Source organism: Flagellimonas sp. L-11 (assembly GCF_056857735.1).
The window spans coordinates 11,728-26,463 of record NZ_JBSXNR010000025.1 but is presented as its reverse complement, the minus strand read 5'-3'; the positions used below and the strand labels follow the sequence as shown (position 1 = coordinate 26,463).

The window sequence follows — 14,736 nt, the reverse complement described above, 5'->3', positions numbered from 1 at the left end:
AATTAAAATAAATGTTTAACTCAAAAAATAAATTATGAAAACACTACTAATTGTTTTATCGGCAGTTGGGCTTTTAAGCTTAAACAGTTGCAAACAAGAAACAAACACTCAGGCACTAATGGAAAACCCTGAAACTCGCACAGAAGTTTTTAATGCCATTTCCAAAAATCACGACTATATGACCGAATTTATGGAAAGTATGCACGACAACCAACACGCAATGCAAATGATGCAGGGCAACAAAAAAATGATGAGCTCAATGATGCAAGGAGAAGGAATGCAAATGATGATGAAAGACAGTACAATGATGCACTCAATGATGGACGGAATGATGAATGACGGCAAAATGATGGGCACTATGATGAAAATGATGCACGAAAAAGGGATGATGAGCGAAGACTGTATGGAATCCTGCTCAAAGATGATGGGCGAAAAAGGAATGGATATGCAGGGTATGGACAAGATGGACGATATGGATAGTCCAACCAAAGGTGAGCATACCGAGCATCATTAATTTTAACTTTTAAAATAAACAACAATGAAAAATAATCACTGGATATGGATGGTCATCGGTTGTGGATTACCATTACTGTTTATCTTTTTTGCACCATCATTAGGTATAGGAAGCAGTTCGTCTCTATTCATCTTCATCCTCTTTATGTTTGCTTGTCACTTATTTATGCCTCACGGTTCACATCGCCACGGTGGGCACAATCATTCACAGAATAGACAAAGAGAAAACGAACACGGTAAAGATGTTTCAAAAACAGAACCAAAAGATGAACACAAAGGGCATCATCACCATTAAATACTAAATGATGAAACAAAAATTTCAAATAAGCGGAATCAGCTGCGGTGGATGTGTATCAAGAGTAAAAAAGACTTTAGAAGAACATCCCAATATAGAAAAAGCAGAGATCTTTTTGGCACCAAAAGGTGCTGCACTTATCACGATGAATGAAGCACTTTCTGTTGCCGAATTACAAAAGCAACTTGATGGGCTCAATGGTTATACAATTACAGAATTAAATTAACAACAACTTAAAACCAAAAATTATGCATTTTTACGAAGGACATTTTGGAGGTATGCACCTAATATGGTGGATTATATGGATTATTTTATTGGCTTGGATATTCTTTAACCCAGCAGATATCCCTTATCAAAAAACAAAGAAGGACAGCCCACTGGATATTCTTAAAAACCGCTTTGCAAAAGGCGAAATATCCAAGGAAGAATTTGAGGAATCAAAAAAGATATTAAAATCAGACAACTAACTCAAAACTTTAAAATTATGTATCGATTAAACGTAAAAAAACTCGGATTTGCTTTCGGTCTTACGGGGGCACTAATTTACTTAGGCTGTATGATAGTTATGTCAACAGCAGGTCGAGAAGCCACTATCGATTTTTTCAACAGCCTATTGCACGGTTTAGATACCACAAGCATTATCAGGATGGATGTGCCACTATGGGAAGCTGGTTTGGGAATAGTACAGATATTCATTTTAGGATGGCTAATAGGTGCCTGTATTGCGGCTTTTTATAATGCGCAAATAAAAGTCAAAAAATAAGAGAGTAAAATAAAATTTATGCAATATGTCTGGTTCATATGGTCTCTTATAATTCTTGCTCTTTGGGCAATAATCTATTTGTCAAAAAAGGGGTATAGAAAAGAAATGCTCAAAATGAGCCTTATTACGATGCCCTTTGGTTTAACAGAACCATTATTTGTACCAGAATATTGGATGCCACCTTCCTTATTCCATTTAGCGGAAAGAACAGGTTTTGATATTGAGAGCCTTATCTTCTCTTTTGCCATTGGCGGAATAGGGACGGTATTGTATAATCTGATATTCAAAAAAGGCTATATAGATATGCCTCATACCGAACGGAGCCACCAAAGACATAAGCTACATATTTATATACTTTTTGTTCCAGCCATTGTATTCGTCATATTTAGTCTTTTCACCACGCTTAACCACATCTATTGTGGCATCATTGCAATGTTTTTTGGTGGTTTGGCAACATTGTACTGTCGCCCAGATTTAAAAGGAAAGATATGGGTTGGAGGAATCTTGTTTACCATACTGTACTTCATTTATTTCGGAAGCATCCTTCCGTTTTATCCGCAATATGTGGAGCTGTACTGGAATCTGGACAACCTGACCCATATTCTTGTTTTGGGAATCCCAATTGAAGAGTTACTGTTCGCTTTCACCTTTGGTATGTATTGGTCTGGATTATATGAACACTTGTATTGGAGAAAACTTATAAAATCGAAAGAAATGTCAACCAACTAAAACATTCAAATTATGAAAATATTATTGGCCATAGATGGTTCAGATTTCAGTAAAGTAGCCATTCACGAACTTATAAAAATGACCCTATCCTCAAATAGTGAAATTCATATTATAAATGTTTATGAAGTTCCGAAAACAACCGGCCTGGGATTGCATACTATGGGCGGCAGGATAGGAAATTACATAGAAGAAATTAGAAGTAACGCTCAAAAATTGGGAAACAAAATCGTTTCAGAAGCTTTCGATAAAATCAAGGCCGAAAACAAGGCACTTTCCATAACCACAAGTGTTGTTAGTGGCCTGCCCAAAAGTACTATTTATGAAAAAGCAGAAGATTGGGGTGCAGATTTAATCGTAGTAGGCTCTCAGGGTCACGGTGCACTTTCACGCTTAGTATTGGGCTCTGTATCCCAATATTTGACCACAAATGCCAAATGTTCAGTACTCATTGCAAGAGATAGAAATAAAAAATGAAAGAAAAGCAAACACATAGCATTCCGTTGGAATCCACCTGTAAGATAACAGATGAAATCTGTCTTCCAGATACTAAATTACCTCGTGTGGTTATCGTTGGTGGAGGATTTGCAGGTTTGGCATTGGTTGAAAAACTGAAACACAAAGAAGTTCAAGTGGTTTTACTCGATAAAAATAACTTCCATCAATTTCAACCTTTATTATATCAAGTGGCAACGAGTGCGTTGGAACCTGATAGCATAGTATTTCCATTTAGAAAACAATTCAATGGTTACAAAAATGTAGTATTTCGTTTGGTCGAAGTAGAAGAAATTCAGCCCTCATTAAACACATTAATAACTTCTAAAGGAAAAGTTCACTATGACTATCTGGTAATTGCTTCAGGTACAACCACCAATTTTTTTGGGATGGATAAAGTAGCAGAAAACAGCTTGGGAATGAAGGATATCCGAGATTCCCTGAACATTCGCCATATGATGTTGCAAAATTTAGAACAGGCTGCCATTACCTGTGATGATGATGAACGGGATGCCCTAACAAATTTTGTAATTGTAGGTGGTGGTCCTGCCGGTGTAGAGATGGCAGGAGCATTGGCTGAATTCTGTAAATACATTCTACCCAAAGATTATCCAGAGTATCCTGCTTCCATTATGAACATTTATTTAATAGAAGCCATTGATGAGTTGTTAAGTACAATGTCTGATAAAGCATCTTCGAAAACCCTCAAATATTTAGAGGATTTAAATGTAAAGGTATTATTAAATGAAGCTGTAAGCAATTATGATGGAAAGGAAGTCACTACCAAAAGTGATAAGACCATATTGGCTAAAAACCTTATCTGGACGGCTGGCGTAAAAGGACAATTCCCAAATGGTATTGATGGAAAACACGTAGTCAGAGGCAACCGTATTAAAACCAATGCCAATTTAAAAGTAGAAGGCTACGAAAATATTTTTGCCATAGGTGATATCGCAGCACTCATTTCCAAAGAAACCCCAAAAGGACATCCACAAGTAGCACAGACCGCTATTCAACAAGGTAAATACCTGGGCGATTCGATATTAAATATCATAAATAACAAATCCATAAAACCTTTCAAATATAAAGATAAAGGTTCCTTAGCAACCGTAGGTAAACGCAAGGCAGTTGCCGATTTGGGCAAATTTAAATTTGCAGGCTATTTCGCCTGGTTGCTGTGGTCCGTTGTTCACTTGATGTCCATAAGTGGATTTAGAAATAGATTGATGGTTGGTTTTAATTGGGCGGTAAGTTATTTCACTTATGAAAAGAGCAACCGCCTGATTATTAGAAACTTTAAACCGAAATCTTCGATTAAAAACAGGGAAAAATAATTTTGAAATGAAAAACACCACAGATAAAAATAATAAGCTTTCCTTATTAGGTTCCATATCTCTTGGTACAGGCGTAATGATTGGTGCTGGCATATTTGTCCTTATGGGGCAAATAGCAGAGTTGGTGGGTGATCTATTTCCCATTGCATTTATTGCAGGTGCTGTTGTGGTGGGTTTTAGCTCATATTCCTATGTCAAGTTTTCAAATGCTTTTCCATCGTCTGGAGGTGTGGTTAAATTCCTTAACAAATCCTATGGACCTGGAACAACAACAGGGTTTTATTCTTTGCTGATGTACGTATCAATGGTAGTTTCCGAAAGTCTGGTGGCGGGCACTTTTGGAGCATATACGTTGAGACTATTTCCCGAGTCCTATGCAGGTTATGCCTCTACCCTGGGTGTTGGGCTAATTGTTGTTGCTTATATAGTGAACATCCTGGGCAATAAGGTTATTGGTGCCACCGCGACATTTACCGCTATTATAAAGGTAGTGGGAATAGCAATTTTAGCTATTGCCGGCCTTGCAATTTCAGGTTTTGCCGATATTACGGGAAACTATATTCCCAAAAATACTGAGACATTACCACAAGGCTTCGGATTTGTGGCCGCTTTGGCGTTATCTATCCTTGCTTATAAAGGCTTTACCACTATCACGAACCAAGGGGACGATATTAAAAACCCGCATAAAAATCTTGGTAGGTCTATCGTGTTTTCCATACTTATCTGCACACTGATATATGTAGCCTTGGCATTAGCTGTTGCGGGAGGTTTAAGCATTCCTGAAATAATCGAAGCTAAAGATTATGCCCTTGCAGCCGCCGCAAAACCTGTTTTTGGGGAATGGGGTTCCTGGATTACCATTGGCATTGCCATTATTGCCACGGTTTCTGGGGTCATTGCCAGTATCTTTTCCTCTTCACGCTTGTTGGCAATGCTCAGCAATATGAAACAGGTGCCTTCTTTAACCAAACTTGGTAGCTTAAAAAATCCAGCACTCATATTTACCGTTTCCCTTGCCATTTTATTGACAATCCTGTTTGATTTAACAAGAATTGCATCCATTGGGGCTATATTTTACCTCGTTATGGATATCGCAATTCATTGGGGGCTTTTCCGCAATCTTAGAAAAGAAGTGGATTTTAAACCAATTATCCCCGTGATTGCCATTATACTGGATGTTGCAGTACTCTCGGCCTTTATTTATATAAAATATCTGAACGATCCTTTGGTTCTTATTGTCGCGGCAATTGGGATTGTTCTAATACTTGTGGCGGAACGCCTTTTTATGATTTCACATACAGACGATGAAGGTAATATGCCGATGGGAATGAAGAATACAAGTGACAAAAACAATAAAACATAATTAATTAAAAACAATTTATATGAAAAATGTAGCAGTTATAGGTTACGGAGTCATTGGAAAAAGAGTGGCCGATGCCATCAACTTACAAGACGATATGAAGCTTTCAGGTGTTTGCGATATCATCAGCGATTGGCGTATTCAAAATGCAGTAAGAAAGAATTACAACATATACGCAGCAACTCAAGATGCAGCTGATAATATGAAATCTGAAGGGATTTCTGTTAAAGGCAATATGCAGGAACTTTTAAAGAAATCAGACCTTGTTGTGGACTGTACGCCTAAAAAGATTGCTGCTCAAAATGTAGCGATTTATAAAGAACAGAATATAAAGTTTATTTTGCACGGTGGCGAAAAACACGAAACCACAGGGCATTCCTTTAGTGCAGAAAATAATTACAAATCCGCTCTAAACTTGAATGCGACAAGAGTAGTTTCGTGTAATACTACGTCTATTTTAAGAACCTTGACCGCTTTAAAAAGAGCCGATTTATTGGATTATGCCAGAGGTACACTTTTAAGAAGAGCTACAGACCCTTGGGAAAGTCATTTAGGTGGTATTATGAATACGATGGTTCCCGAAAAAGATATCCCAAGCCATCAAGGTCCAGATGCTAAAAGTGTTGACCCAGAATTGGATGTCATCACCGCAGCGGTAAAAGTACCCGAAACATTGAGCCATATGCACTACTGGAATGTGAAATTGAAAAAGCAGGCGACAAAGGAAGAAGTGCTAAATGCTTTCAAAACTTCAAGTCGTATTAAACTAATTCGGTATGACCAAGGCTTGGTTTCTAACAACACCATTAAGGAAATGTTTCTGGATATGGGAAGACCTTGGGGCGATATGTATGAAGTTGCTCTTTGGGAAGATATGCTGAAAGTAGATGGCGACGAACTTTTCTATGCTTATATAGTCGATAATCAAGCTATTGTAATCCCGGAAACAATTGATGCTATTAGGGCATTAACTGGAATTGAAACAGATGGTACAAAATCCATAGCCAAAACAAATGAAAGTTTAGGAATCCATTAAATACTATCAAGATGAAAACAGACAAGAATATAGTAGAACTTTTAGGAGAAAAAGCAGACTTCTATTTAGAACACGTTTGTGAAAAAATAACAAAAGATGAGTTACAAACACCAAGCACAAATAGTATAGACAAGGTGTTTGGCAATAGCAACAGAAATTCACAGGTACTTCGTAGCCTTTCCCAATTATACAATCACGGAAATCTGGCAGGAACTGGTTATTTAAGTATCCTTCCTGTTGACCAAGGTATTGAGCATAGCGCGGCCTTTTCATTCTATAAAAACCCAGATTATTTCGACCCAGAGAACATTATAAAACTCGCCCTTGAGGCCGGTTGTAATGGGGTGGCTTCCACGTTTGGGGTTTTGGGTTTGAATGCCCGAAAATATGCCCATAAAATCCCTTTTATCGTTAAGATTAACCACAATGAACTGCTTACCTACCCGAACAAATATGACCAAACACTCTTTGGTAAGGTAAAAACCGCTTGGGATATGGGAGCAATTGCCGTAGGAGCTACGATTTATTTTGGTTCAGCGGAAAGTAACAGACAACTCAAAGAAATAGCAGAGGCTTTTGAAGAAGCTCATAATCTTGGTATGGCTACCATTTTATGGTGCTATACACGAAATGAAGCTTTTAAAACCGATAAAGAAGATTATCACGCATCGGCCGATGTAACCGGACAAGCCAATCATATTGGAGTAACGATACAGGCAGACATCATCAAACAAAAATTACCTACCAATAATTTTGGTTTCAAAGAGATAGGATTTGGAAAATATGATGATGAAATGTATAAAACCCTTACCACAGACCACCCTATTGACCTTTGCAGGTTGCAAGTAGCCAATTGCTATATGGGTAAAATAGGGCTGATTAATTCAGGTGGTGGTTCCAAAGGCAAATCAGATTTGTCCGAAGCTGTAACAACTGCCGTTATCAATAAAAGGGCTGGTGGTTCTGGGCTGATAATGGGAAGAAAAGCATTTCAAAAACCCTTTAGCGAAGGCGTAAGAGTATTACAATCCGTTCAGGAAGTGTATCTGGATAATAAAATTAATATAGCATAATCAACAGAATGTTTGACACAGAGATAAAATCATTAAAATCACTTAACCACTACCTCCTTAAACTGGTAGAAAGCCGTCTATGGCTTAAAGTAATCATTGCCTTGTTTTTAGGTGTTGGATTTGGTCTGCTATTGAGCCCACAAAATGGATGGATTTCTAAAGAAACAGCAGATATCGCGGGGAATTGGCTGGCATTGCCTGGTGTCCTGTTTCTGAAACTGGTTCAAATGATTATGATTCCGTTGATTGTGGCTTCCATCATTACTGGAATAGCAAGTAATGATAAGGACAATCTAAAAAAATTAGGTGGTGGGGTTTTGTTATATTTTCTAGGTACTACGATAGTTTCGGTAAGTTTGGGTGTCATACTATCTCAACTTTTTAGACCTGGTCGCTTTTTACATCAACAGGCTCTAGCTGAACATAATGAAATTACAGCTGTTCCAACGGAAAATCCAGAGCTTTCCTTCGGAATTGAAACGATTCCTGATGCCATCTCAAACTTACTTCCCGAAAACCCGTTGGCATCTATGGTAAGTGGTGAAATGTTAAGCATTGTAATTTTCACAATCATTATTGGTGTAGCTGTGCTATCACTTGAAAATGCCTTACTGCGCCCAGTGAAGCTGCTTCTAAGTGCCATTCAGGAAGTCTGTATGACAGTAGTAAAATGGTCAATGCTTCTTGTGCCTATTGCTGTTTTCGGACTTATGGCGCAGCTCACCTCTAGCGTTGGTTTGAGTTCTCTATCTGGCCTCACCTACTATGTGGGTGTCGTCTTGCTCGGTCTGTTATTCTTAGTGATTTTCTATTTAGGGCTAATTGTGCTTCTTGGAAAATCAAACCCTATGCATTTCCTGAAAAAAATAAGGGATGTTCAGCTATTGGCTTTTTCAACCACAAGCTCTGCCGCTGTGATGCCACTTTCTCTTCAAACAGCCGAAGAAAAACTAAAGGTGGACAAGACCATTAGCAATTTTATCATTCCCATTGGCGCAACCGTCAATATGGATGGTACTGCACTCTATCAAACGATAACAACCCTTTTTATAGCCCAAGCCTATGGACTGGAAATGAGTTTGCTCAATATTATTGTGGTCATTGTAACTATCGTTGCTGCTTCAATCGGCACACCTGCCATTCCCGGAGGTGGTGTGGTGATACTCGCTTCTGTTTTGGGAAGTGTCGGTATTCCAGCCGAAGGCATCATCATTATCATTGGTGTAGAAAGATTGTTGGGAATGTTCAGGACTGCTGTAAACGTAACGGGTGACCTTACAGCTTGTATGGTTTTTAATAGGTTGTATGGTATAAAAAATACTGAAATTCTTAAAAAAGAAGCTTTATAACTATGGATAGTACTATAAAACATATAGGTGTATTTACCTCTGGAGGTGATAGTCCAGGGATGAATGCAGCCTTGTACGCCATTACAAAAACGGCTGAAGTAAATGGTATAAACGTAAGCGGCTTTCGAAAAGGATATGAAGGATTGATAGACGGTGACTTGGTTCAATTAAAATCACACGAATTACAAAAACTGACCCAAAAGGGTGGCACTATCCTTAAGACAGCCCGAAGCAAACGTTTTCTCGAACTGGAAGGTCGAAAAAAAGCCTTGCAAACTCTAAATGTAAACAAAATAGACGCTTTAATTGCCATTGGTGGTGATGGTACATTTAAAGGATTACTTGCTTTTTCAGAGATATGCGATATCCCATTCATAGGGATTCCCGGAACTATTGATAACGATATTTCGGGTACGGATTACACCCTTGGTTTTGATTCCGCAGTTAACACAGCCATTGAAAATATTGATAAAATAAGGGATACTGCCGAATCCCATAACCGTGTGTTCATTGTTGAAGTAATGGGAAGGGATTCGGGTTACATCGGTATTCATTCTGGATTGATGGTTGGCGCTGATGCCATACTCATCCCAGAGAGCGATACCGACTTTATTAACCTTTTAGATAAAGTGAAAAATTACGATAGCGAAGATGCTTTTCTTGTCGTGGTTTCAGAAGGCGATGAAATAGGTGCCGAACTTGTTTCTTCAAAAATAAAGGAAGTCAACCCCAATGTCGATTTACGGATTACGAAGCTTGGGCACGTCCAGCGAGGTGGAAATCCGTCAGCTTTAGATAGAATGTTAGGCATTAGACTTGGAGTGGCGGCTGTGAAAACACTTTTACAAGGTAAAAAAAATGTAATGGTAGGAGTCTTAAATAATCAATTGCATCTAACCCCTTTTGAAGTGGTGGTCAAGCAACATCAAGTAGATAATGAATTGTATGAACTTTTAGAATTATTTGGAAAGTAAGAAATGATAGAAGCCTTTAAAAATATCAACCCTTTCATCCTTGGATTGCTCATCAGTCTGGGCATTGGCCTTATTCTTGGGCTGGAACGTGAATATGATAAATTGAAGGAAGAACAAGGCTTTGCAGGTATAAGAACCTTCCCAATTGTTGCCATTATTGGTTTTATATTGGGAAATCTTTCCCCAACCTATACACCTTGGTTGGTCATTATCATTGCGGCAGCATTTCTTTTGTTTCTGTCTTTGAGTCATCTTTCCATAGTACAAAAGCATATTATGACTGGTATTACCACCAATATGGCCTTGTTCGCTACGCTAATTTTGGGTGTTATGGTTGCCAATCATTTGCATAAGGAAGCAGTTGCGACCGCAGTAGTCGTGGTTACGCTGTTATCATTGAAAACGACCTTTAATACATTCATTAAGAATATTACTTCTGAAGAGCTCTTTGCTTTTATTAAGTTTTCAATTATTGCGCTTCTTATTTTGCCTTTCTTACCAAATCAAGATTATGGTCCAGAGGGATTACTTAACCCTTTTGAGATTGGAGCGATAATAGTGATAGTGTCATTTCTGAATTTCATTGGTTACTTTCTTGTAAAATATGTAGGTTCTAAACGTGGTATTCTGCTCACTGCTATTTTAGGCGGATTGATTTCAAGTACCGCAGTAGCTTGGATATATGCTTCGCGAAGTAAGGAATCGCCAGAACTTTCAAAAGAATATGCTGCGGGTATCATTATAGCTTCCGCAATTATGTTTCCCAGACTTGCGATTCTGGCCTATATTTTCAATAGTGCCATACTTTTAAATTTAGTCATTCCATTTACTATTCTTACCCTTATCTGCTTGATAAGCGCACTCTTATTCATCAAAAAGAATACAGATGTCACAAAAACAGCTATCAATCTGGGTAATCCGCTCAATATTTGGAACGCCCTTGGGTTTGGTGGTATTTATGTGGTCATCCTGTTTGCAGTTTTTTATGGAAATCAATTTTTTGGCGAAAGCGGTTTATACTATTCAGCCCTAATTGCAGGATTGGCAGATACGGATGCAATAACTATTAGTATGGCAAAATTTGGGTCATTGGAAGAAAAACTCACGCTGGCCACCAATGTCATTATAACAGCAACCATAAGCAATATGATTGTAAAACTTGGTATTACCTATTTCAAAGGTTCTAAAAAGACCGGGAAACTCGTGATGCTAATTTTTGGAACTGTTGTCATCGTAGGGTTAGTATATATTTTAATACAGTTAGGAAATTAAAAAAAGTGAAATGAAAACAACAGTATTCAGCACGCATAAGTTTGAAGAGCCGTATCTCGTAAAAGCGAATGATGGCAAGCATCAATTAAAGCTGCTTGAGAGTCGTTTAACTCAAGAAACTGCTATTCTCGCAACGGGTTCTAAAGCAGTAAGTCTATTTACGGGCGATGATGCCTCGGCACACATTCTTGAAAAATTCAATGCTTTTGGCATAAAATATATTGCTCTGCGTTCAGCAGGATTCAATCACGTGGATTTAGCAAAAGCAGCTGAACTGGATATGAAGGTGGCACGTGTTCCAGCCTATTCCCCTTATGCCATTGCAGAGCATACAATGGCGCTCATACTTGCATTAAACCGAAAATTGATTAAAGCACACAACAGGGTTCGTGACCAGAATTTCTCATTGAACGGTCTTACCGGTTTCGACCTCAATGGAAAAACCGTCGGCGTTATCGGGACTGGAAAAATTGGGTCTGTATTGGTAAAAATACTACACGGTTTTGGTTGTAAAATACTTGTTCAGGATGTCATTGAGGATGAAAATTTAATCAAGTTTTACAATGTAATCTATACCAATTGTGAAACTATTTGTAAGCAGTCCGATATCATAAGCTTACACGTACCACTAACGTCTTCAACGAAACACTTGATTGATGCAAAACATATTTCATTAATGAAGCAAGGCGTAATGCTTATCAATACAAGTCGTGGTGGATTGGTCGATACCAAAGCTGTTATCGAAGGATTGAAAACTAAAAAAATTGGGTATTTCGGAATAGATGTGTATGAGGAAGAAGAAGGATTGTTCTTTGAAGACCATTCCGATGACATTTTGCAAGACGATGTCATTGCACGCTTAATGACTTTTAATAATGTTTTAATTACCAGTCATCAGGCCTTTTTAACCGAAACTGCATTGACAAATATTGCTGAAACCACAATATATAATCTGGATTGTTTTGAAAAAGGCAAAGTTTCAGGAAACGAAGTTTCTTGATTAAGAAGCAAAAAATAGTAGTAACACTTAAATCTTAAAATTATGAAACGAGTAAAAAATAAAGTAGCCATTGTCACAGGAGGAGCATCTGGTTTGGGAAAATCAAGTGCTAAACTATTGGCACGAGAAGGAGCAAAAATAGTCGTGTCCGATATAGACGAAGAAGGTGGTAAAAAAGTAGTTCAACAAATAAAAGAAGACGGTGGTGAGGCCATATTCATTAAACAAGATGTTGCCAAAGAAGATGAATGGAAAAACGTTATTGAAACTACCCTTGAAACTTATGGGAAATTACACATTTTAGCAAATTCTGCTGGAATAGGGCTCGGAGGAACAGTTGAAGATGTAACCCTTGAAGATTGGAAAAACCTTATAGATATAAACCTAAATGGCACTTTTTTAGGCACCAAATATGGTATAAAAGGTATGAGGAAAACAGATGAAGGTGGTTCCATCATTAACTTCTCTTCCATTGAAGGACTTATCGGTGACCCCAATTTACCTGCGTATAACGCAAGTAAAGGCGGTGTTACCATTTTCACTAAATCTGCCGCCCTACATTGTGCTAAACAAGGCTATGGCATCCGTATCAATTCTATCCATCCTGCTTATATCTGGACCCCAATGGTAGAGAATTTTCTCAAGGCTCAAGGTGACGTAGAAGAAGGCAAAAAACAATTGGAAAGTTTACATCCAATTGGTCATTTGGGAGAACCTGACGATATAGGGTACGGAGTTGTATATCTGGCCTCTGATGAATCCAAATTTATGACCGGTTCCGAACTGGTTATCGATGGTGGCTATACCGCCCAATAAGAAAAACAATAAAACTAAAATTATGAAAAACATACTCGTACCTACCGATTTCTCGAAAAACTGCACTAAAGCAGCAAATCTTGGTATCGAAATAGCCAAACTATACGATGCAGAGATACACTTTTTACATCAAATGACTACCCCTGTTGATTGGGTAAAACTGGATAAACAAAAAGAAAAAAGGTATCCCGAAACTTTAAAGGAAATTGGAGTCGTTAAATCAAAATTGCGGGAACTGGAAAAAAAGGCTGAGCACGAAGGTCTTAAATGTCGAACTTTTCTTCAATTTGATTCGGGACAGAAAGATATTTTAGAACATTCTGGTCATTTCCATCACGATTTCATCGTTACCGGCAGCAGTGGAACCAAAGGTGTCATTAGAGAAATTACGGGTAGTAATGTTGAAAAAATAGTTCGAAAAGCCAATGCACCCATTATCGTTGTCAAAGAAGAGGATGTAACGTTTCCCTTCAAGGACATTCTATTTGTTTCTTCTTTTGAAGAGGATGTCACGCATCCATTTCAAGAAATCTTGTCAATAGCCAAAAAATGCGATGCTAAAATCCATTTGTTACGAGTAAACACAGAAACTGACTTTAATAGCATAGAGCTTGGCTTAAATCCTGTAAAGGAATTTCTTGAAAAATTCCCCAATCTGAAGAACTTCTCAATGAGCGTCCATAATGAGTCTTCCGTAGAGGCAGGCATCAATACATTTTTAAAACATCAGCCCGCAGATTTAATTGCAATGAGCACCCACGGAAAAACGGGATTTTTGAGCCTATTTTCAAAAAGTATTGCCGAAGGTGTTACAAACCATTCTTCTCTACCTGTAATGACCATACATATTAAAAAATGAAAAATCCAATCAACATAGTAAAGTATTCAGGTGATGTGGTAGCCTTTGATGTAGATAAGCTTATCAATTCCTTAAGGCGTTCACAAGCGAGCGAAGAATTAATTCAGCAAATAGTTGAACAAGTCGAAGGTCAACTCTATGATGGAATTACCACAAAAAAAATCTATCAGATGGCATTTAAAATGCTTAAGCGTAAATCTCGTGTAAGTGCCTCAAAATACAAGCTAAAAAAAGCGATAATGGAATTAGGGCCATCAGGATTTCCTTTTGAAAAATTTGTTGGTAAGATTTTAGAGATGGAAGGCTTTAGCACAAATGTGGGAGTTATTGTTCAAGGTAATTGTGTACAGCACGAAGTTGATGTTATCGCCCAAAAAGAAAACAAACACTATATGATTGAATGCAAATACCATAGCGACCAAGGCAGATTTTGTAATGTAAAAATCCCATTATATATCCATTCACGGTTTTTGGACGTAGAAAAGCAATGGGAACACCAAAAAGGTCACGAGGCTAAACTTCATAAAGGAGCTGTGTACACCAATACGCGTTTCACAACCGATGCCATTCAGTACGGGAAATGTGTTGGAATGCTTTTAAGCAGTTGGGATTATCCAAGAGGAAATGGTCTCAAGGACAGAATAGATAAATCTGGGCTACATCCCTTAACCGCTTTAACAACACTTACTAAAGCTGAAAAAACAAAATTATTAGATGAAGGCATCGTACTCTGTAAAGAGCTTCACGAAACCCCAAAAATTTTAGAACAAGTAGGAGTGCCAAAATCAAGACACAAAAAGGTTCTCGAAGATTCAAGAGAATTATGTGGAATTCATTAGAGCACTACTTAAATTTTTAATCTAAATAAATA

At 37.9% G+C, this 14,736-nt stretch carries 18 protein-coding genes; all 18 read left to right on the top strand.

What is annotated here, in order from left to right:
• Positions 1-34: 34 nt before the first annotated feature.
• Positions 35-514, top strand: coding sequence for a hypothetical protein (locus tag AC13CC_RS01935; RefSeq protein ID WP_008616430.1), 480 nt, complete (start codon positions 35-37; stop codon positions 512-514).
• Between the two features lie 24 nt (positions 515-538).
• Entirely contained in the window at positions 539-808 is a 270-nt protein-coding gene (locus AC13CC_RS01930; protein ID WP_008616429.1) for a hypothetical protein, read from the top strand.
• Positions 809-815: 7 nt separating this feature from the next.
• Positions 816-1,034: a heavy-metal-associated domain-containing protein gene (locus AC13CC_RS01925; RefSeq protein WP_008616428.1), complete on the top strand. Its 219-nt coding sequence runs from the start codon at positions 816-818 to the stop codon at positions 1,032-1,034.
• Positions 1,035-1,056: 22 nt separating this feature from the next.
• A complete protein-coding gene (locus tag AC13CC_RS01920; protein WP_127137409.1) occupies positions 1,057-1,275 on the top strand; it encodes an SHOCT domain-containing protein in 219 nt (72 codons plus the stop codon).
• A gap of 17 nt (positions 1,276-1,292) precedes the next feature.
• Positions 1,293-1,571: a DUF5676 family membrane protein gene (locus tag AC13CC_RS01915; protein WP_008616426.1), complete on the top strand. Its 279-nt coding sequence runs from the start codon at positions 1,293-1,295 to the stop codon at positions 1,569-1,571.
• Positions 1,572-1,685: 114 nt separating this feature from the next.
• The gene (locus AC13CC_RS01910) at positions 1,686-2,300 is read left to right on the top strand and encodes a lycopene cyclase domain-containing protein (protein WP_228122685.1); all 615 of its coding nucleotides are present in this window, start codon (positions 1,686-1,688) and stop codon (positions 2,298-2,300) included.
• 12 nt (positions 2,301-2,312) lie between these two features.
• Entirely contained in the window at positions 2,313-2,774 is a 462-nt protein-coding gene (locus tag AC13CC_RS01905; protein WP_127137410.1) for a universal stress protein, read from the top strand.
• Positions 2,771-4,126: an NAD(P)/FAD-dependent oxidoreductase gene (locus AC13CC_RS01900; protein WP_127137411.1), complete on the top strand. Its 1,356-nt coding sequence runs from the start codon at positions 2,771-2,773 to the stop codon at positions 4,124-4,126. The genes AC13CC_RS01905 and AC13CC_RS01900 overlap by 4 nt, the downstream gene beginning before the upstream one ends.
• 7 nt (positions 4,127-4,133) lie before the next feature.
• Entirely contained in the window at positions 4,134-5,489 is a 1,356-nt protein-coding gene (locus AC13CC_RS01895) for an APC family permease (RefSeq protein WP_127137412.1), read from the top strand.
• 19 nt (positions 5,490-5,508) lie between these two features.
• A complete protein-coding gene (locus AC13CC_RS01890; protein WP_127137413.1) occupies positions 5,509-6,522 on the top strand; it encodes a type II glyceraldehyde-3-phosphate dehydrogenase in 1,014 nt (337 codons plus the stop codon).
• An 11-nt stretch (positions 6,523-6,533) separates the two neighbouring features.
• Entirely contained in the window at positions 6,534-7,595 is a 1,062-nt protein-coding gene (locus AC13CC_RS01885) for a class I fructose-bisphosphate aldolase (protein WP_127137414.1), read from the top strand.
• 8 nt (positions 7,596-7,603) lie between these two features.
• Positions 7,604-8,944, top strand: coding sequence for a dicarboxylate/amino acid:cation symporter (locus AC13CC_RS01880; RefSeq protein WP_220114877.1), 1,341 nt, complete (start codon positions 7,604-7,606; stop codon positions 8,942-8,944).
• Positions 8,945-8,946: 2 nt separating this feature from the next.
• Positions 8,947-9,918 (top strand): ATP-dependent 6-phosphofructokinase, encoded by a 972-nt coding sequence (locus tag AC13CC_RS01875; protein ID WP_482876229.1) that lies wholly within the window; start codon positions 8,947-8,949, stop codon positions 9,916-9,918.
• A 3-nt stretch (positions 9,919-9,921) separates the two neighbouring features.
• Positions 9,922-11,190 carry an MgtC/SapB family protein gene (locus AC13CC_RS01870; protein ID WP_127137417.1) on the top strand — a complete coding sequence of 423 codons (1,269 nt, stop codon included), beginning with the start codon at positions 9,922-9,924 and terminating at the stop codon, positions 11,188-11,190.
• 10 nt (positions 11,191-11,200) lie between these two features.
• Positions 11,201-12,190, top strand: a complete 990-nt coding sequence (locus AC13CC_RS01865) for a 2-hydroxyacid dehydrogenase (protein ID WP_009778886.1) — start codon at positions 11,201-11,203, stop codon at positions 12,188-12,190.
• A 42-nt stretch (positions 12,191-12,232) separates the two neighbouring features.
• On the top strand, positions 12,233-13,006 hold the full coding sequence (locus AC13CC_RS01860; RefSeq protein WP_009778885.1) for an SDR family oxidoreductase: 774 nt from the start codon (positions 12,233-12,235) through the stop codon (positions 13,004-13,006).
• Between the two features lie 22 nt (positions 13,007-13,028).
• A complete protein-coding gene (locus tag AC13CC_RS01855) occupies positions 13,029-13,865 on the top strand; it encodes a universal stress protein (RefSeq protein ID WP_117159490.1) in 837 nt (278 codons plus the stop codon).
• Positions 13,862-14,704, top strand: a complete 843-nt coding sequence (locus AC13CC_RS01850) for an ATP cone domain-containing protein (RefSeq protein WP_127137418.1) — start codon at positions 13,862-13,864, stop codon at positions 14,702-14,704. Before AC13CC_RS01855 ends, AC13CC_RS01850 begins: the two co-directional genes overlap by 4 nt.
• Positions 14,705-14,736 lie beyond the last annotated feature (32 nt).